Here is an 18,735-nt window from a genome sequence, read left to right as displayed (position 1 = left end):
TCAAATCCGCAGGAAAATTTTCAACTGCGGCGATAAACCTATATCAGGATCCGTGCCAACTTTTTAAAATCATTATCTCCATGAATAAATTGAATTTTTTATTTGCGTCTCTGCTATGCTTGTTTTTAGAGATGATTATTTTCACTAAGAGTTAGTGTGTTTCACCACACAAGGAATGCCAAATGACGGATAACACAGACAATTTGCTCGGCGAAGCCAACGCCTTTATAGAAGTGCTGGAACAGGTCTCTCAACTGGCGAAGCTAAACAAGCCCGTGCTGGTCACCGGCGAACGCGGCAGCGGTAAAGAACTGATCGCGCACCGTCTGCATTATCTGTCGCCCCGCTGGCAGGGGCCGTTTATTTCGCTCAACTGTGCGGCGCTGAATGAAAACCTGCTCGATTCCGAGCTGTTCGGCCACGAAGCGGGCGCATTTACCGGCGCGCAGAAACGCCATCTCGGACGATTTGAACGCGCGGACGGCGGCACGTTATTTCTCGATGAACTGGCGACCGCGCCAATGCTGGTGCAGGAAAAACTGCTGCGCGTGATTGAATACGGCCATCTGGAGCGCGTCGGCGGCAGCCAGCCGTTGCAGGTGGATGTGCGTCTGGTGTGCGCAACTAACGATGATTTACCGCAACTGGCGGCACAAGGAAAGTTCCGCGCCGACCTGCTCGACCGGCTGGCATTTGATGTGGTGCAGTTGCCGCCGCTGCGCGAACGTCAGCAGGACATCATGTTGCTGGCGGAACATTTCGCCATTCAAATGTGCCGGGAACTTTCGCTGCCCTTATTCCCCGGATTTACGGAATATGCGCGTGAGACGCTGATGGCCTACCGCTGGCCGGGCAATATCCGCGAGCTGAAAAACGTCGTCGAACGCTCGATGTACCGCCATGGCACCAGCGATTTTCCGCTCGATAACATTATCCTGAATCCGTTTGCACAGCGCACTTCTGCCACGGAGCCCGCAGATACCCGTCAGCACGACAATCTGCCGGCGTTACCGTTAGATCTCAAACAGTGGGTGACGGAGCAGGAAAAAAATCTGATTGAACAGGCTTTACGGCAGGCGCGGTTTAATCAGCGCAAGGCAGCCGAACTGCTGAACGTGACGTATCACCAGTTGCGCGGAATGTTGAAGAAGCATGGGATACAGGTGAATGCACAGGAAGCGCCTGAATAACAGGCAAAAAAAAGCCAGCACCCGAGCTGGCTAAGTAATACTGGAAGCAATGTGAGCAATGTCGTACCTCGCGATTAACGCCCTGGCGGGTCGCCTCTCGTCCGGTGAAAAGAATGATAATGGTTCTCAGTATCGTCTGTAAAGCATTTTGTTGAGAATATTTCTCATTACCACAATGACGTTATGGCTACTTATTGAACACACTTAACGTCATTAAGGACTACCATTCTGGGAACGGATCGGCCATCGCCACCCAGCTTTCGATGCCTTCCGCCATCTGTTCTTCGCTTAACAGGCACGCATCCAGGCGCCGTGTAATCTCTGCTTTATGCAGATGCTGACCAATAAACACCAGCTCCTGACGCATATCGCCGAACGGCTCCAGCCATTTTTCCATAATATGCTCGCGGGTCTCCTCGTCCTGTGGCCAGTCACTTTCCGGCAGCGCCCGCCAGAAAACCCCCGCCATACCATAACGCGCAATGCCCCCCGCCTGACTCCATTGCCCGGCAAAACGCGGACGCGTCGCCAGCCAGAAGAAACCTTTCGACCGCAGTAAGGTGCCGCCACCCCAGTCGCCATGCACCACGCAGTAAAACTTATCCGGATCAAACGGCCTGCGCGCGGTGTAGACAAAGCTGCTGATGCCGTACTCTTCGGTTTCCGGCGTGTGCTCGCCACGCAGCTCTTTCAGCCATCCCGGCGCAAGTTGCGCCTTAGCAAAATCAAAACGGTGCGTATTCAGTACGGCATCAACCGGCAGGCTGCCGGGACAAATCGGGATGATATGCGCATCGGGGTTCAGACTCCGCAACAGCGCTATCACTTCGCGCTGCTGCTGGCTGTCGAGCAGATCGGTTTTGCTGACCAGCAGTACATTACAGAATTCAATCTGGTCGATGAGTAAATCCGTCACACTGCGCGTATCGTCATCACCCAGACTTTCACCGGCTTCCTGCACGCTGCGCGCTTCCTGATATTGCTGCATAAAGTTAACGCCATCGACGACGGTCACCAGCGTGTCGAGGCGCGCAAACTGCGACAGGCTTTCGCCATTTTCATCCTCAAAGGTGAAGGTTTCCGCCACCGGCAGCGGTTCCGAAATCCCGCTTGATTCAATCAGCAGATAATCAAAACGTCCGGCCTGCGCCAGCTCACGCACGGAAATCAGCAAATCTTCCCGCAGAGTGCAGCAGATGCAACCGTTGCTCATTTCCACCAGTTTTTCCTGCTGGCGGTCGAGGGTAATTTCACTGGCCACCAGCGCGGCGTCAATGTTCACCTCGCTCATGTCATTGACGATCACCGCCACGCGTAATCCCTGGCGGTTATTCAGAATATGGTTGAGAACGGTCGTTTTACCGGCGCCGAGAAAGCCGGACAACACGGTAACGGGGAGTAAGGACATCGTTAACCTCTTTTCGAAGGACAGTGCAGGAATACTTCGCCTGCGATTATTGTTATAATATAACATAACAACGACAATCCAAATTCAAGGGTTTTATTTTCAACGCCACTTTTTTGTCGAAAACGAACGGTTTTTGCGCGAAGTGCCGCAGTACTACACGCTGATTTGCTCAATGGATTGGGGTACCTCGCAGAGTACGGTACACTTAGGCTATTGCACCTTAACTTTGAAGCCTTTATGCGTCGTCTAACTTTGTGGATGCTTTTACTGAGCGGCTTGTCCACAGCAGTTTTTGCTGAGACTGCCCCAACACACGCCAGCCCGACGGCAGTCACTGCGCCGGTGAAAGATATTCGCCAGAGCGGCTTTGTCTATTGCGTGAATGGCATGGTCAATACCTTTAACCCGCAAAAAGCCAGCAGCGGGCTGATTATCGACACACTTGCCGCGCAGTTATATGACCGTCTGCTGGACGTTGACCCGTATACCTATCGCCTGATCCCCGAACTGGCGCAAAGCTGGGAAGTGCTGGATGACGGTGCGACCTACCGTTTCCATTTGCGCAAAGACGCGCCTTTCCAGAAAACCGGCTGGTTTACGCCGTCGCGCAAAATGAACGCTGATGACGTGTTATTCAGCTTCCAGCGCATCGTGGATCCGAAAAATCACTATCACGCGGTGAACGGCGAGGAATATCCGTATTTCGACAGCCTGCAATTTGCCCGCGCAGTGAAAAGCATCAAAAAACTCGACGACTACACGGTCGAGTTTCGTCTCAATAATCCTGACGCTTCTTTCCTCTGGCATCTTGCAACGCACTACGCGCCGGTGCTTTCGGCGGAATATGCTGCGAATCTCACCAAATCCGGTAATGAAGAAGAAATTGATCGCCAGCCGGTGGGCACAGGCCCGTTCCAGCTGGGTGAATACCGCACCGGTCAGTACGTGCGTCTGGCACGTAACGGGCAATACTGGAAAGGCACGCCGCGTATGTCGCAGGTGGTGATTGATATGGGCGTCGGCGGCACCGGACGTTTGTCAAAATTACTGACTGGCGAATGTGATGTGCTGGCGTATCCAGCGGCCAGCCAGCTGTCGATTTTGCGTGAAGATCCGCGTTTGCGTCTTTCCCTGCGTCCGGGTATGAACGTCGCGTATCTGGCCTTTAATACCAATAAAGCGCCGCTTAACGATCCGCGAATCCGTCAGGCGGTGGCGCTGTCTATCAATAATCAGCGCCTGATGCAGTCGATTTATTACGGTACGGCAGAAACCGCCGCATCGATTTTGCCACGTGCGTCATGGGCTTATGACAGCAATGCACAGGTCACGGAATACAATCCTGAAAAAGCGAAGCAAATACTGAAAGATCTCGGTCAGGAGAAACTCAATCTGCATTTGTGGGTACCGACGGCGTCCCAGTCATTTAACCCAAGTCCGCTAAAAACTGCCGAACTGATCCAGGCCGATTTAGCGCAGGTCGGGATTAAAGTGTCCATTGTGCCGGTCGAAGGGCGTTTCCAGGAGGCGAAGCTGATGGAAATGAATCATGATTTGACGCTCACAGGCTGGTCAACGGACAGTAACGATCCAGACAGTTTCTTCCGCCCGATGCTCAGTTGTGCGGCGATCCACTCGCAGACAAACTATGCTCACTGGTGTAACCCTGAATTTGATGAATTGCTGCGTCAGGGGCTTTTGTCACAGCAACTTTCACAGCGCATTGAGTTTTATCAGCATGCGCAAAAAATCCTTGAGCAGCAACTGCCGGTGTTACCGCTGGCCTCTTCCCTGCGGCTTCAGGCTTACCGTTACGACATCAAAGGACTGGTACTGAGCCCGTTTGGTAACTCCTCGTTTGCTGGCGTCTTCCGTGAAAATGAGAAAAGCCGTGATGACGAAGGAAGGAAAGCCCCATGATTATCTTCACGTTACGTCGCATATTGCTGCTGATCGCCACGCTGTTCTTCCTCAGCCTGGTGGCGTTCAGCCTGAGCTATTTTACGCCCAACGCGCCGTTGCGCGGTGCGTCATTATGGGATGCTTACCGTTTCTATTTTATGGGCATCTGCCAGTTTGATTTTGGCGTGTCGAGTATTAACGGCGAAAGTATTACCTATCAGCTCAAAGCCGTATTCCCGGCGACCATGGAACTGTGCGTGCTGGCTTTTGCGCTGGCGTTAATAGTGGGAATTCCGCTGGGTATTCTCGCGGGTGTCATGCGCGGGAAATGGCCGGATGTGGCGATCAGCAGCCTCGCCCTTCTCGGCTTTTCCATTCCGGTATTCTGGCTGGCCGTATTACTGATGCTGTTTTTCTCGATGCAACTCGGCTGGTTGCCGGTATCCGGTCGCCTTGATTTACTCTATCAGCTGAAAACCGTTACCGGCCTGACGCTGGTGGATGCATGGCTGTCTGATTCACCTTATCGCCATGAGATGATCATGAGCGCCATCCGCCACATGATTTTGCCGATTGCTGCGCTGGCCGTTGCGCCGACGACGGAGGTTATCCGTCTGATGCGAATTTCCACCGACGATGTGCTGGCGAAAAACTACGTGAAAGCCGCCGCCACGCGCGGTTTGTCACGGTTTACGATTATCCGCCGTCATGTGCTGCACAACGCGCTGCCGCCAATCATTCCTAAACTTGGTCTGCAATTTTCGACCATGCTGACGCTGGCGATGATCACCGAAGTGGTCTTTAACTGGCCGGGGATTGGCCGCTGGCTGATTAATGCTATCCGCCAGCAGGACTACGCCGCGATTTCCGCAGGCGTGATGGTGGTCGGCTCGCTGGTGATTGTGGTTAACGTGCTTTCTGACATTCTCGGTGCATTGATGAATCCATTGAAACATAAGGAATGGTATGCCCTTCGATAATGTATACCGCGAAAAACAAGTACCCAGTCCTCTGCGCCACACGTGGGGGATTTTCTATCGCGACACGCTGTCAATGATCGGCTTTTATGGCGTGCTCGGACTGTTGTTTTTGTGTATTTTCGGCCATCTGCTGGCGCCATACGCGCTCGACCAGCAATTCCTCGGCTACCAGTTGCTGCCGCCTTCATGGTCGCGCTACGGCAACGTGTCATTCTTCCTCGGCACGGACGATCTGGGCCGGGATTTACTCAGCCGGATGTTAACGGGTGCGGCACCGACTATCGGTGGTGCGCTGGTGATTACCCTCGCGGCGTCGCTGTGTGGCGTTATTATTGGCGTGCTGGCGGGCATCACCCGCGGGCTGAAATCAGCCATTCTCAACCATATTCTGGATACCCTGCTTTCAATCCCTTCCCTGCTGCTGGCGATTGTGGTGGTGGCCTTTATCGGCCCGAAACTCGAGCACGCGATGCTGGCCGTCTGGCTGGCGCTGTTGCCACGCATTTCACGCACCATTTACAGCGCGGTGCATGACGAGCTGGAAAAAGAATATGTGGTTGCGGTACGTCTTGACGGCGCATCGACGTGGCAGATTCTGCGTTATGCCGTATTGCCCAATATTGTGGCGGTGCTGGCAACAGAATTTACCCGCGCCTTGTCGATGGCGATTCTGGATATTGCCGCATTAGGCTTTCTGGATTTGGGCGCACAATTACCTTCTCCGGAATGGGGAGCGATGCTCGGCGATTCACTTGAACTGGTGTATGTCGCGCCGTGGACCGTCATGCTGCCGGGTGCCGCCATTCTCATCAGCGTGTTGCTGATCAACCTGCTGGGTGACGGTGTGCGTCGGGCGATTAATGCGGGAGTGGAATAATGCCTTTACTCGATATCCGCAATCTGACCATTGAATTTATGACTGCCGACGGGCCGGTCAAAGCGGTTGACCGCGTCAGCATGACGCTGAATGCCGGTGAAATCCGCGGGCTGGTGGGTGAATCTGGTTCGGGTAAAAGCCTGATTGCCAAAGCTATCTGCGGCGTAACCAAAGATAACTGGCGCGTGACGGCAGACCGTATGCGCTTTGATAACATCGACCTGTTGCAGCTGTCGCCACGCGAGCGGCGCAAACTGGTCGGGCAAAACGTGTCGATGATTTTTCAGGAGCCACAATCCTGTCTCGATCCCTCCGAGAGTATTGGCCGTCAGTTAATTCAGGCAATCCCCGGCTGGACCTATAAAGGCCGCTGGTATCAGCGCTGGAAGTGGCGCAAGAAACGCGCCATTGAGCTGCTGCACCGCGTCGGGATTAAAGATCACAAAGACATCATGGCCAGTTATCCGTACGAACTGACTGAAGGTGAATGCCAGAAAGTGATGATCGCCATCGCCCTGGCGAATCAGCCGCGTTTACTGATTGCCGATGAGCCCACAAATGCCATGGAGCCGACCACACAGGCGCAGATTTTCCGCCTGCTGTCCCGGCTGAATCAGAACAATAACACCACGATTTTGCTGATCAGCCACGACCTGCAAATGATGAGTAAATGGGCGAACCGCATAAACGTGTTGTATTGCGGTCAGACCGTTGAGAGCGCGGTGTGTGAAGAACTGCTGTCTGCACCGCATCATCCTTACACGCAGGCACTGATCCGCGCGATGCCTGATTTTGGTCGTTCCCTGCCACATAAAAGCCGGCTGAATACGCTGCCGGGGGCGATACCTTCACTGGAACATCTGCCGATTGGCTGTCGCCTGGGGCCACGCTGCCCTTACGCGCAGAAAAAGTGCATCGAAACGCCGCGCCTGCGTCTGGCAAAAACACATGCTTACGCCTGCCACTTCCCGCTGAACATGGAGGAGCAATAATGGGCGAAACCCTGCTCGAAGTCCGTAATCTGAGCAAAACGTTCCGTTATCGCACCGGTTTGTTCCGTAGGATGAATCTGGATGCGGTGAAACCGGTCAGCTTTACCCTGCGTGAAAAACAAACGCTGGCGATCATCGGTGAAAACGGCTCAGGAAAATCGACACTGGCGAAAATGCTCTCCGGCATGGTTGAACCAAGCGGCGGCGAAATTCTGATTGATGATCATCCGCTGGCGTTTCGCGATTACCGTTTCCGCAGCCAGCAAATCCGTATGATTTTTCAGGATCCCAGCACATCGCTCAATCCACGTCAGCGAATTGGTCAGTTGCTCGAAGCGCCATTACGCCTCAACAGTGAAATGGACGCGCAGCAGCGTGAACAACGCATCAACCAGACCCTGCGGCTGGTCGGTATGCTGCCGGACCACGCGAATTATTATCCGCACATGCTGGCGTCCGGTCAGAAGCAGAGCGTTGCCCTGGCGCGCGCACTGATCCTGCAACCCAAAGTGATTGTTGCCGATGAGGCGCTGGCGTCTCTGGATATGTCCATGCGTTCGCAAATCATCAACATGATGCTGGAGTTGCAGGAAAAACAAGGCATTTCATACATCTATGTCACCCAGCACCTTGGCATGATGAAACACATCAGTGATCAGGTTTTGGTGATGCATGAAGGTGAAGTGGTCGAACGTGGCAATACCGCCGAAGTGCTGGCGGCACCGCTGCATGACCTGACTAAAAGGCTGATCGCCAGTCACTTTGGTGAAGCACTCACGGCAGATGCCTGGCGGCGCGATGGAAATTAGCGCGTAGCAGAAGCGGCGATTAACTGACTGAATACCAAACGGTGCCTGAAACGGGCGCCGTTTTTTATCTTTGCAATCGGGTAAATTGCCGATGAAATTCGCGACCAAACCCGTTCCTCTGGCATATTTGCCGTTTTCTATTCCTTTTAGATATGATTTATCGCTTAACATTATTTTATATCGACAACAGTATCGGCAAGGATAGGGTCTGATAATTTGCCTGGATGCCAGGCTTGAAGCAAAGGACCCGTTCATGGAACAACAACGCAAGGCCGCGCACAGCGGCTGGTATCATGAAACACAATCCAGCCAGTATGGTCACCTGCCGCTTGATCCCCATGCTGCGTTAGTTCAGGATCGCTTTCTGCTCGGGCTGGATAATCAGCTTGATCCGACACTTCGACAGCTGCTCAACGAACGCCAGAAACTTCTGCGTGCTTCCCGCGCCTGCTACGAGGTGCTTTTCCCGGATAATCTGAGCGTATCGCGTACAGAAACGCTTTCTTTATATGACCGTCTGAGCAGTGCGCTGACCGTTGCGCAGGTGACCGGCGTACAATCACTTTGTAGCCACTACGCCGCCCGCCTCGCCCCGCTCTCCAGCCCTGATGCCTCCCGTGAAAGTAATATCCGCCAGACTCATATCACTCAGTTCGCCCGGTTACTCGCCACTCAGCCTACGCTTATCACGCCGTCCATGCTGGATCAGCTCAGCCACGTCGGATTCAGTACGCGGGATATTGTGACATTTACGCAGCTGATCGGTTTTGTCAGTTATCAGGCGCGAGTACTGGCCGTCGTGAATGGTCTACGCGGGCGTGCCGCCGCCGTGCTCCCTGGCTTCCCTGCGCCTGAAGGCTGCGAGCAGAAAGGGTTTTCTCTGGCCATGCTGCAATGGAAATCGAGGCTGCCGGAAGTGGCACCGGAAACCGCCAGCAAGCATCAGCAGGATGTTCTGGATTTGATCGCGCCCGATGCGCGGTCTTCATCTTTTTATACGCTGCTGGTGCATGATGCCGACGCGCTGAGTGAATTCTCAGCCGTCTTTAATCACGTGATGCAGGCCGGTGAGCGCCCGAAAGCGGCCTGGCGCGAGCTGTCTGCCGTGGCGACCTCGCAGTTAAATGGCTGCCTGTATTGCGCAGGGATCCACGGTCGTCTGTATCTGGAAGCTAACGGCAACGAAGCCATTATCGGTTCCTTGTTCGAAGAAAATCATCGCGACGATGCAGTTGATGCATTGTCGAAAACGCTGTCCGACAGAAAAGAAGCCGCACTGCTGGATGCCGTGATTACGCTGACCCGCACACCGGAACGTTTTGATGCACGCCAGTTGCACGGATTATCAGATGCCGGTTATTCGGCAACACAATCTCTGGATATCCTGCTGACTGCCGCGCTGTTCAGCTGGTCAAACCGTCTGATCCAGACGCTGGGGGATACCCTTAACCGGTAAGTTTGCCCGCATTACGCTTCATGCTGTTCCGTTTCATTCCGGCAGGATTTTCCCCTGCCGGACAAGCCAAATGTAAATGCCCCCGCCCCCCTAACCGCCACAAGTCGTACTAATCTTATTTTCAATCGGAAATTTAGTGTTAAAACGGGATGCAGATCACACTAGACTATGCATCGTTCTGAATACCTGCGCAGCGTTGTTTTTCCGTTTCACAAAACCCCGTAAATAGCGTCACAACCCAGACGTATTCACTGTTTATTCACCGCTGAATGGGGGAATAATCCAGTTAAGACTTTTTCAGAAAAACAATAACAATTTCAGAATGTGGAATATTATTTATACAACATATTCACATCGTCTATTTAGAAAACATAAACGTTAATTCTGCATAACATTTCGAACACAGTTTAATCAGGCCGGATAAGTTAAATGTAACGGCATATGTCAAACTCCTTGCCTCATTTACGAAGATAGTGAACATTACCAGCCGTCATCCCATCTTATAACAATGCAAAGGGTGCTTATTTCGCGCCACTTATGCGTTTCTGCTCTATCACAGGCAGAAGGAATAAACAGAGGTACGAGTGTCAACTGCAAACAAAACACCCAATAATGAAAGCGTGAGTCTGAACGCCTTCAAACAGCCAAAAGCGTTTTATCTGATCTTCTCCATCGAATTGTGGGAACGTTTCGGTTATTACGGCCTGCAAGGGATCATGGCGGTTTACCTGGTCAAAATGCTTGGCCTGAGTGAAGCTGACTCCATCACCCTGTTCTCCTCTTTCAGTGCGCTGGTTTACGGCTTCGTGGCCATCGGCGGCTGGTTAGGGGATAAAGTTCTGGGCTCAAAACGCGTGATCGTGCTCGGCGCGATAGTTCTGGCGTTAGGTTATTCCTTCGTTGCCTATTCCGGCCACGAAGTGTTCTGGGTTTATCTGGGTATGGCGACTATCGCCGTCGGTAGTGGCTTGTTTAAAGCAAATCCATCCTCATTGCTTTCTACCTGCTACGAAAAAGATGACCCGCGTCTTGATGGCGCATTCACCATGTATTACATGTCGGTCAATATCGGCTCATTCTTCTCCATGCTGGCAACGCCATGGCTTGCCGCGCAGTATGGCTGGAGCGTCGCGTTCTCTCTGAGCGTAGTCGGTATGCTGATCACCATCGTGAACTTCATGTTCTGCCGCAAATGGGTAAAACGTCAGGGTTCTAAACCAGACTTTGCCCCGCTGCAGTTCAAAAAGCTGCTGATGGTTCTGGTCGGTGTGGTTGCACTGGTCTTCCTGTCCAGCTGGTTGCTGCATAACCAAACTATCGCACGTATGGTGCTGGGCGTGGTTTCTGTGGGTATCATTATTGTCTTTGCGAAAGAAACCTTCTCTATGAAGGGTATTGCCCGTCGTAAGATGATTGTGGCGTTCCTGCTGATGATGGAAGCCGTCGTGTTCTTCGTGCTGTACAGCCAGATGCCGACGTCCCTGAACTTCTTTGCTATTCACAACGTCGGCCATGACCTGCTGGGTATCAGCTTCCAGCCTGAGCAGTTCCAGGCTCTGAACCCATTCTGGATCATGGTTGCCAGCCCGATTCTGGCCGCTGTTTACACCAAAGTTGGCGACCGTATGCCTATGCCGCACAAGTTTGCCATTGGTATGGTGCTGTGTTCAGGCGCGTTCCTGGTTCTGCCATGGGGTGCAAGTCTGGCAAATGAACAGGGTATCGTTTCTGTTAACTGGCTGGTGCTGAGCTATGCACTGCAAAGTATCGGTGAGCTGATGATTTCCGGTCTGGGTCTGGCGATGGTTGCACAGCTGGTACCACAGCGTCTGATGGGCTTCATCATGGGCGCATGGTTCCTGACTACCGCAGCGGCGGCGATTATCGCGGGCTATGTGGCGAACCTGACGGCAGTGCCTTCAGACATTGAAGACGCGCACGCCTCTCTGGCAATTTACAGCCACGTGTTCCTGCAGATTGGTATTGCGACCGCTGTGATTGCTGTGCTGATGCTGATCACTGCATCTAAGCTGCACCGCATGACGCTGGATCGCGACACTGACGAAAAGCAACCTGAACTGGCTTCTGCTGCTCAGTAAACGCAGAACGTCTTTCTCGATGGTTGACGAACGCCTCCTCCTGGAGGCGTTTTTTTTGGCCACGTTTCATGGCGCGTTTTTTATGATGACGCTCTTTATGGCCGAAAAGTTATCCCAGGATTCACTTCAGGGTTCACCCGAGCCTCAAGATTCACCCGAGATAATAACGCCCTTTCCCGCTTTGTTTTGCACGGTACATAGCAGCATCAGCACGCGCCATCAGCGTATCAGGTAACAACGGCTGACGCGCACGCCCCACCGCCACGCCAATACTTGCTGACAGCGAAACCGGTACCCCGGACACGTGTTCAACACTACGGAAAGCGTTCATCAGACTGATACAAATCCGGCTGACGTCGCTTTCCGTATTGACTAAATGCCCCAGCAGGACGGTAAACTCATCCCCCGCCAGACGTGCAACCACGTCCTGTGAACGCAGATTATCGCGCAAAGTATGTCCGAAAAACTTCAGGATCAGATCGCCAAATTCGTGCCCGTAGGTGTCGTTGTAAGCTTTAAAGTTATCAATATCTAAAAAAAGTAAGGCTATGTCTTTGTCTGCTTTTTCTTGTTGTCTGGCCGCATAAATCAGGGATTGCTGGAATGCCCGCCGGTTAGGAAGTCCGGTCAGCGAATCATGATTGGCCTCGAATTCCAGTTGTGCCTGCAGTTCTTTAATCTCGCTGATGTCAGTCGAAAGACCATAGTAGCCATGACCGCTGTCATCACAGGGGATAAGCGTGGTGTGCAAAACGCCCCCTTTTCCGTTACGGGAATAACCCGGTAACTCAATGTCATAACTGACGGCGACGCCTTGCAACACCTGGCGAATATAGGGCTCGATTTGCTGGTACGTCTCATGCCCCACCAAATCCTTCACCTGCCGCCCACGCACTTTATCTTCGGCCACGCCGTACCAGCTGGCATGAAAGTGGTTCACAAAAATGTATTCTTCATTCGCATCAACATGGCAGATCAGTGCCGGAATATTGTCGGTAATCGCCCGCAGCCGGTTCTTGCTTTCCGTCAGTTCCCGCTCGCGGTTCAGGCGTTGTGCAATTTCCTGATGCAACTGATCCATCGCAACCTGCAGTTCATTGGTGCGCGCAGCCACCCGACGTTCCAGATCGCCCTGCAACGAATACAACGTTTGTTCAATGTTTTTACGCTCAGTGATGTCACTGATCACCACAATATAGTGATGCGCCTCACCGGTTGCGTTACGCACCAGAGAAGCGGTCAGCGTCACCCACAGCGTGCTGCCATTGGATCGCTGAAGCAGTTTCTCAACGCTAAAACTGTTGATTTCACCCGAGAGCAAACGGGGGATCAAAATATTTTCTGCATACAGATCGTCAGGATGGGTAACGTCATGAAGCAGGCAGCTGCGTAGCTGGTATTCGGCGTAGCCCAGCATGTTACATACCTGAGGGTTAATACGCAGCCAGCGCCAGTCGAGCCCGACCAGAGAAAATCCGACGGCGGCATGAGCAAATGTCTGCTCAAATAAGGCTTCGCTTTTCGCCAAATTATCCTCAACGCGCGCCGTGTACTGCCGGTTTTCCAGATGAAAAATGTAGCTTTGCACCAGCGCGGTCATGTCCAGCAGCGTTTGCCCGTCTTCCTCGCTCCACTCTCTCGTCCGGTCATCAATCAGGCATAACGCGCCCAGTGCAATGCCCTGCTGGGAATGCAGGGCACAACCAGCATAAAACACGATATGCGGCGCGCCGGTAACCAGAGGATTATCGTGAAACCGCAAATCCAGGCGGGCATCTCTGACAACCAGAGGGCCGGATTCAAGAATGGTATGACCGCAGAATGAGGTATCGCGTGGGGCCTGATTGATATCAATGCCGGTATGGGACAAAAACCACTGCCGGTCGGCGTCAATCAGTGAAACAACGACGGCTTTGGCCTGAAACTGGCGCGCAGCCATGCGGGTGATACGGTCGATCTCCTCAATTCTGGGGGAATCTAAGATGCCCAGAGAAGCCAGTATCGCAAGCCGAGCCTGTTCATCAACTGCCTGTTGAGGGACTAACATAATGTACTCTCAGTGATGACGGGTGAATATGTCATCAAGTCTACTGCGTTTAAACGGAAAACCGGCTCTCATTCCGCCTTTGCCGGGCAAAAATCAGAATAGTGACAGATCACAAAAAACGTATTCAATTAACAGGATTTGCACAAATAGCAGCAAATCAACGGTTAAAGCGAACTTACCCAATTCACATGCGTGGCATCGACCTGATCAGATTGTTCTGCGTCACGACGGTATTTCTGCCGCATTTCTGACGGCGTAGCGCCATAGAACTCAAGGAAGTAACGGCGGAGCGCACCCGGTTCAAGCCCGCACTGACGGGCGATGACGGCCAGGCTCTGATCAGACATTGATGATGTACGCAGCAAACGTTTTGCGAGTAACAGACGGCGGCTGCGGATGAACTGAGCAATGCCGCCCAGTGGCTCAAATAGCCGGTATAAACCCGAGCGCGAGATGGCAAAGTTTTTACACAGCACATCGACGCTCACCGGCTGACTGAGGTGTTTTTCTATGTACAGACAAATACGTTCCAGACGGGCACTTTGCTCAAACGGATGCTCAACTTTCTTGCCCGCAACCAGATGCAGAGTTTGCAGGAAAACAGACGCCGCACCTTCGCCGGTGCTCAGAACCTCCTGATCGGTCATCTGATCAAACACCTGCACCATCGTAGCAAAATGATTGCGCAGAATGATGTTGACCGGCGACGTTGCAGGAATGCGCTTGCCGTGCAGGGATGCGATATCGACATTAAAATGCAGGCTGTGTTTGGGCATAATTATGTACTGGTAGGAGCCCAGACGCGGTTTCTGATCTCCCGGATAAACGTGAATTTTGATCGGCTGCGACATATCCTGAATCAGGATATCGCCCTGAACCAGCGTGAAACGCTCGCCAAAACACTGGCATTCCATTCCGCCGATGATAATGATGAAAATGACGATGTGATCGGGCATGGAAAACAGATTGCCATACTGACGGTTAATGTCGTGCTCGCTGACGGTCAGAACGCCGCCGATCACACGCCCGAAATTGTATCCGGTTACACCCCAGTCAAATTCATCCCTGTGACGATCGGGCAGCTCAAGCTTGAAGCCTGCACTGGACATCCCGTCTTCCCATTCATAGAAACGGGTCTCGAAATCCTGATAGATATTGGCACCGTCTACTATCTTTCGTGAAGATGAATCGCTCATTTTCTCACCGAAAATTAAGATAATTCCGAAACGATAATCTACCTCCTACTGATAAATCAATGCGTAGCAGCAATTGGCAATACTTTTTTCCGGGATTCTTATATTTTCGAAGGCGGTATATATGGCGCAAAGTTTTGTAAAATCAGGGAGTAAAGGTCGCTAATCGGCCAATTGATGTGTCAGGTTATCCGCGATAATTATTTTGGGATCGGTTAATATCGTATTGAAGATCCTCGCTTTCGTGATTTGCTATTCTTAAAAAAACACGATCCATTTTCACCCAACCGTCGCCAGGAAATGCCCATGGAAAAAAGAAAGGTCCTGGATGAAGGACGTCAGCTCAAGCGTATGAATGCGGAAACCCGCAGGCAATCGCACATGCACAAATGGTTTGCCATCGTGGCCGCCCTCGATTGCGTTCTGGTTATTTTTTATGATCAGGACATGCGTAATATCGTTTTCTCAGCCGGCGTTTGCATCGTCTGTACCGTCCTGTGGCTTAAAGGCCGCAAACAATCCCGCAGTTATCGTCGTGAATGGGATCAAAAATTCGGCACTAAAAAACATCCCTGAGCGTTTTCACTGCCCCTTTGTCTCGTTTAAGCATTCCCACCATAAAGAAATTCCTAAATTTGATAAAAGTGTTTCTGTCCTGTGCGGATAATCAGTCAAAATAACCTCAGGCATACCCGCAAATAACAAATTATAAAATTTATGCATCTCGACGTTTACACGTTATTTATATTTGAGCTTTTTATTCTCATCCTGCTCACTGCCGTCATGCTGTTCGCATGGATCGGGGGTCGCAGAGATCCGACGCTCGGGCTCACTGCCCTGATGCTGGCATTCTCTACCGCAGGTACTTTGCTCAGCAGCATGCGTTCAGGCGTGAGCGAAATAATTCCCGTGGTCTTCAGTAACATGATGATTTTGCTCTGTTACGGAATGATGTGGGCCGCATTAAGAATGTTTACAGGCCGCAGGGTATTACTGCCGGTGATATTTTCCGGGCCCGTTATCTGGCTCCTGTTCTGTCTTTATCCGGCCTTTTACCACAGTCTTGAGCAGCGGATTTTCCTGACCTCATTGTTAACGGCGGCTTATACCTTGCTGACGACACTGGAGCTTTGGCATGCGCGCAGGCAACTGCATGTGACTTACTGGCCCGCGCTGCCGCTGAGTTTTTTCCACGCCTGTTTCTATCTGGCGCGTCCTTTCTTTGATAACGGCTTGCCGTATGCTGAGATGGCGGGGGGTCATAGCAGCGGTTTCTTCGCTATACTGATTTTTGAAGCGATTTTGTACGCTATCTGCCTGTCTTTCATTATTTTAGCCATGGTGTATGAGCGCGGTCAGCTGGGTTATAAACAGGCCTCGTTGTCTGATCCGCTGACAGGCGTGGGCAACCGCAGGGCGTTTCTTGAGCGCGGCAACGAGCTTATCAGGAAGCGTAAAAACAATACTTTTCCTGTGCAGCTGATTTTATTTGATCTGGATAATTTTAAACGGCTCAACGACCAGTATGGCCATGCCGGCGGCGATTCGGCCCTGGTATTCTTTTGCAATGTGGTGAATTCTTCCCTGGAGCAAAAAGATATTTTTGCCCGGATTGGCGGAGAAGAATTTGCCTGCCTGACCACCCGCCCGAGAGAACAGGCAATACGTATGGCAGAGAATATCCGTTCTCAGCTGGCGCAGAATTCGCAGCATAATATTCCGATGACGGTCAGCGTAGGAATGGCTTTTAGTGAACCCGATCAGGACTCAATCTCGCATTTGTTAATCCAGGCAGATCATGCTTTGTATCGGGCTAAATCTGCCGGTAAAAACCGCATTGAGCTGAGTTGATCGTTATTCACCCGAACAAAATATCGAATACCTTACTTAGGGCATGATAACCGATTGAATTTTAGAATTTAAAAACAACGGTAATATTCTCATCCAATTGTGAGTAATAATTGCAAAAACAACCTGATGAGTCACCGGCTTAGACACTGCGCCACATCACACTCATATTCTGTTCGGGGTAGTTAATTCATGCTTACTGATTTTGCGATATGCCAGGCAGTTCTTGATGCGCTTCCCGAGGCAACGGTGCTGAAAGACGACAGCCGTAAATTGGTATTTCTCAATCAGAAAGCCAGTGAGTTTTATGGCCGTCCGCGTGAAGAGTTGATTGGTCAGGATGTTTCCTTTTTTACCGAACCCGAACAGGCTGCCCGTCAGCGGGAACGTGATATCGAAGTGCTGATAACCGGTGAAAAAACGGTTAACGAAGAAACACTGGTAGATCCTTCAGGAAAGCGGCGCAATGTGCTGGTGCGTAAGTCACGCGTCACGCTTGAGACGCGGCATTTTATTCTGACCTCCATTATGGATATCTCCCTGCTGCGCAGTTCCGAAGCGCAAATCCGTTATCTTGCCCGCCATGATGTACTGACCGGTCTGCCTAACCGCACGGCGCTAAGTGAAGAACTCAGCCAGATTGCGGCGCAGCGGATGTATCGTCCTGAACCCTACGCGCTTATCCTGCTTAATCTTAATGATTTCAACTATATCAACGATACCTATGGTTATCAGGCCGGTGATGCGATTTTGTGTGAATTCGGCCAGCGTTTGCGTAATGAAGTCGGTAGCAGCGGAACGGTTTCACGCATCGGCGGCGATGAGTTCTCTATTATCTTGCGTAATAATCCGACCAGCGAAGTAGCCAACAATCTGGCGCTGGAAATTCTGGTGATGATGCGCCAGCCTTTCACGCTGACGCGCGCTAACCCGATGATGACTATTTCTTTCGGTATCGTGATGTTTGGCGCCGAAAATATTACTGCTGGTGAAATTATGCGTCGCGGGAATACCGCGCTGCTGGAAGCCAAGCAACGCGGCAAGAATATGTTCTCTTTTTACTCTGAATTGCTGGACGCCAGCAGCGTCAGTAAACGCATTATGGTGAAAGCGCTGGCTGAATCGCTGGCTAAAGAAGGCGATCTTTCCTGCGTATATCAGCCGATTTTGCGCAGTCGTGATGAAAAGGTCGTTTGCGTGGAAGCGCTCGCCCGCTGGAATCACGGGGTGCTCGGGCAGGTCTCGCCGGTGCAGTTTATTGCTCTGGCAGAAGAAACCGGACTGGTGATCCAGCTCGGAGAAATCGTTCTGCGCCGGGCCTGCCGCGATATTAAGAACTTCTCCCAGTTGAATCTGGCGATTAACGTCTCCGCGGTACAACTGGGAGAACCTGATTTCGGGCCGCGAATTCTGGCCGTTCTTGCAGAAGAGAATTTCCCACCTTCACGTCTGGAACTCGAGCTGACAGAAACATCAGTGATGAACGCCAATGCCACCAGTCTCAGTCATCTGGCGAAACTGCGCAAAGCCGGTGTGAAAATTTCTCTCGATGATTTCGGTACGGGTTATTCCAGTCTCAGTTTGCTGAAAGATATTTCGGTGGACAGCGTAAAAATCGACCGTTCGTTTGTGCAGTACGTCACAGAAGTGAACGATACTGCCGCCATCGTTTCTGCCGTCTCCCAGCTCGGCAATAAAATGCATCTTAATGTGATAGCCGAAGGCGTGGAAAACCAGCTTCAAAAATCCTTTTTAGTATCAGCGGGTTGCTCGCATCTACAAGGTTATCTTTTCTCAAGGCCCGTACCGGTTGAAGTATTATCAACGTTGCTGACGACTGAAATGAATATGTCAGCCAGTATCTGAAACGCTGATACATAAGCTTCATAGATAACTCAAAACACCTTATTAATTCATTCAATTGGCGCTCGTCC

The 18,735-nt window shown here is 51.7% G+C and carries 14 protein-coding genes; 11 read left to right on the top strand and 3 right to left on the bottom strand.

What is annotated here, in order from left to right; genetic code table 11:
* The first annotated feature begins 182 nt into the window (after positions 1-182).
* Positions 183-1,190, top strand: a complete 1,008-nt coding sequence (gene pspF / locus EC840_RS01780) for a phage shock protein operon transcriptional activator (RefSeq protein ID WP_112287898.1) — start codon at positions 183-185, stop codon at positions 1,188-1,190.
* Positions 1,191-1,410: 220 nt separating this feature from the next.
* Here pspF and zigA read toward each other — a convergent pair whose 3' ends face one another.
* A complete protein-coding gene (zigA, locus tag EC840_RS01775; protein WP_132963840.1) occupies positions 1,411-2,598 on the bottom strand; it encodes a zinc metallochaperone GTPase ZigA in 1,188 nt (395 codons plus the stop codon).
* Between the two features lie 237 nt (positions 2,599-2,835).
* On the opposite strand from zigA, the gene sapA reads away from it, so the two are divergent.
* The 7 genes from sapA to dtpA all read left to right on the top strand — a co-directional run bounded on the left by sapA (position 2,836) and on the right by dtpA (position 11,713).
* On the top strand, positions 2,836-4,518 hold the full coding sequence (gene sapA / locus EC840_RS01770) for an ABC transporter substrate-binding protein SapA (RefSeq protein WP_132963839.1): 1,683 nt from the start codon (positions 2,836-2,838) through the stop codon (positions 4,516-4,518).
* Positions 4,515-5,480 (top strand): putrescine export ABC transporter permease SapB, encoded by a 966-nt coding sequence (sapB, locus tag EC840_RS01765; protein WP_129638577.1) that lies wholly within the window; start codon positions 4,515-4,517, stop codon positions 5,478-5,480. The genes sapA and sapB overlap by 4 nt, the downstream gene beginning before the upstream one ends.
* A complete protein-coding gene (gene sapC / locus EC840_RS01760) occupies positions 5,467-6,357 on the top strand; it encodes a putrescine export ABC transporter permease SapC (RefSeq protein ID WP_112287903.1) in 891 nt (296 codons plus the stop codon). The genes sapB and sapC overlap by 14 nt, the downstream gene beginning before the upstream one ends.
* Complete coding sequence (gene sapD, locus EC840_RS01755; protein WP_120161812.1) at positions 6,357-7,349, top strand: putrescine export ABC transporter ATP-binding protein SapD; 993 nt, start codon at positions 6,357-6,359, stop codon at positions 7,347-7,349. Before sapC ends, sapD begins: the two co-directional genes overlap by 1 nt.
* Entirely contained in the window at positions 7,349-8,158 is an 810-nt protein-coding gene (sapF, locus tag EC840_RS01750; protein WP_112287907.1) for a putrescine export ABC transporter ATP-binding protein SapF, read from the top strand. Before sapD ends, sapF begins: the two co-directional genes overlap by 1 nt.
* Positions 8,159-8,411: 253 nt before the next feature.
* Complete coding sequence (locus tag EC840_RS01745) at positions 8,412-9,614, top strand: peroxidase-related enzyme (RefSeq protein WP_132963838.1); 1,203 nt, start codon at positions 8,412-8,414, stop codon at positions 9,612-9,614.
* A gap of 584 nt (positions 9,615-10,198) precedes the next feature.
* The gene (gene dtpA / locus EC840_RS01740; RefSeq protein WP_129638576.1) at positions 10,199-11,713 is read left to right on the top strand and encodes a dipeptide/tripeptide permease DtpA; all 1,515 of its coding nucleotides are present in this window, start codon (positions 10,199-10,201) and stop codon (positions 11,711-11,713) included.
* Positions 11,714-11,864: 151 nt separating this feature from the next.
* Here the strand turns inward: dtpA and EC840_RS01735 are convergent, their stop codons facing one another.
* Positions 11,865-13,760 carry a diguanylate cyclase gene (locus tag EC840_RS01735; protein WP_132963837.1) on the bottom strand — a complete coding sequence of 632 codons (1,896 nt, stop codon included), beginning with the start codon at positions 13,758-13,760 and terminating at the stop codon, positions 11,865-11,867.
* Between the two features lie 164 nt (positions 13,761-13,924).
* The gene (locus EC840_RS01730; protein ID WP_129638574.1) at positions 13,925-14,956 is read right to left on the bottom strand and encodes an AraC family transcriptional regulator; all 1,032 of its coding nucleotides are present in this window, start codon (positions 14,954-14,956) and stop codon (positions 13,925-13,927) included.
* A 303-nt stretch (positions 14,957-15,259) separates the two neighbouring features.
* Here EC840_RS01730 and EC840_RS01725 point away from each other — a divergent pair, with 303 nt between their 5' ends.
* The 3 genes from EC840_RS01725 (at position 15,260) to EC840_RS01715 (ending at position 18,667) form a co-directional block, all read left to right on the top strand.
* Complete coding sequence (locus tag EC840_RS01725) at positions 15,260-15,529, top strand: hypothetical protein (protein WP_112287915.1); 270 nt, start codon at positions 15,260-15,262, stop codon at positions 15,527-15,529.
* A 207-nt stretch (positions 15,530-15,736) separates the two neighbouring features.
* Complete coding sequence (locus tag EC840_RS01720; protein ID WP_159281526.1) at positions 15,737-16,804, top strand: diguanylate cyclase; 1,068 nt, start codon at positions 15,737-15,739, stop codon at positions 16,802-16,804.
* A gap of 189 nt (positions 16,805-16,993) precedes the next feature.
* Entirely contained in the window at positions 16,994-18,667 is a 1,674-nt protein-coding gene (locus EC840_RS01715; RefSeq protein WP_132963835.1) for a GGDEF domain-containing phosphodiesterase, read from the top strand.
* Positions 18,668-18,735: the final 68 nt, after the last annotated feature.

Origin of the sequence: Rahnella sp. JUb53, from assembly GCF_004346065.1 — a bacterium.
Taxonomy (GTDB): Bacteria; Pseudomonadota; Gammaproteobacteria; order Enterobacterales; family Enterobacteriaceae; genus Rahnella; species Rahnella variigena.
Note: the sequence above shows the minus strand (reverse complement) of the source record. Positions and strands in the feature narration are given on the sequence as shown.

Excerpts from the sequence above, each read along its gene's own strand:
- EC840_RS01735 (WP_132963837.1), bottom strand. The coding sequence starts at position 13,760 with ATGTTAGTCCCTCAACAGGCAGTTGATGAACAGGCTCGGCTTGCGATA.
- sapB (WP_129638577.1), top strand. The coding sequence starts at position 4,515 with ATGATTATCTTCACGTTACGTCGCATATTGCTGCTGATCGCCACGCTG.
- EC840_RS01730 (WP_129638574.1), bottom strand. The coding sequence starts at position 14,956 with ATGAGCGATTCATCTTCACGAAAGATAGTAGACGGTGCCAATATCTAT.
- sapC (WP_112287903.1), top strand. The coding sequence starts at position 5,467 with ATGCCCTTCGATAATGTATACCGCGAAAAACAAGTACCCAGTCCTCTG.
- sapA (WP_132963839.1), top strand. The coding sequence starts at position 2,836 with ATGCGTCGTCTAACTTTGTGGATGCTTTTACTGAGCGGCTTGTCCACA.
- EC840_RS01715 (WP_132963835.1), top strand. The coding sequence starts at position 16,994 with ATGCTTACTGATTTTGCGATATGCCAGGCAGTTCTTGATGCGCTTCCC.
- sapF (WP_112287907.1), top strand. The coding sequence starts at position 7,349 with ATGGGCGAAACCCTGCTCGAAGTCCGTAATCTGAGCAAAACGTTCCGT.
- zigA (WP_132963840.1), bottom strand. The coding sequence starts at position 2,598 with ATGTCCTTACTCCCCGTTACCGTGTTGTCCGGCTTTCTCGGCGCCGGT.
- EC840_RS01745 (WP_132963838.1), top strand. The coding sequence starts at position 8,412 with ATGGAACAACAACGCAAGGCCGCGCACAGCGGCTGGTATCATGAAACA.
- EC840_RS01725 (WP_112287915.1), top strand. The coding sequence starts at position 15,260 with ATGGAAAAAAGAAAGGTCCTGGATGAAGGACGTCAGCTCAAGCGTATG.
- pspF (WP_112287898.1), top strand. The coding sequence starts at position 183 with ATGACGGATAACACAGACAATTTGCTCGGCGAAGCCAACGCCTTTATA.
- EC840_RS01720 (WP_159281526.1), top strand. The coding sequence starts at position 15,737 with ATGCTGTTCGCATGGATCGGGGGTCGCAGAGATCCGACGCTCGGGCTC.
- sapD (WP_120161812.1), top strand. The coding sequence starts at position 6,357 with ATGCCTTTACTCGATATCCGCAATCTGACCATTGAATTTATGACTGCC.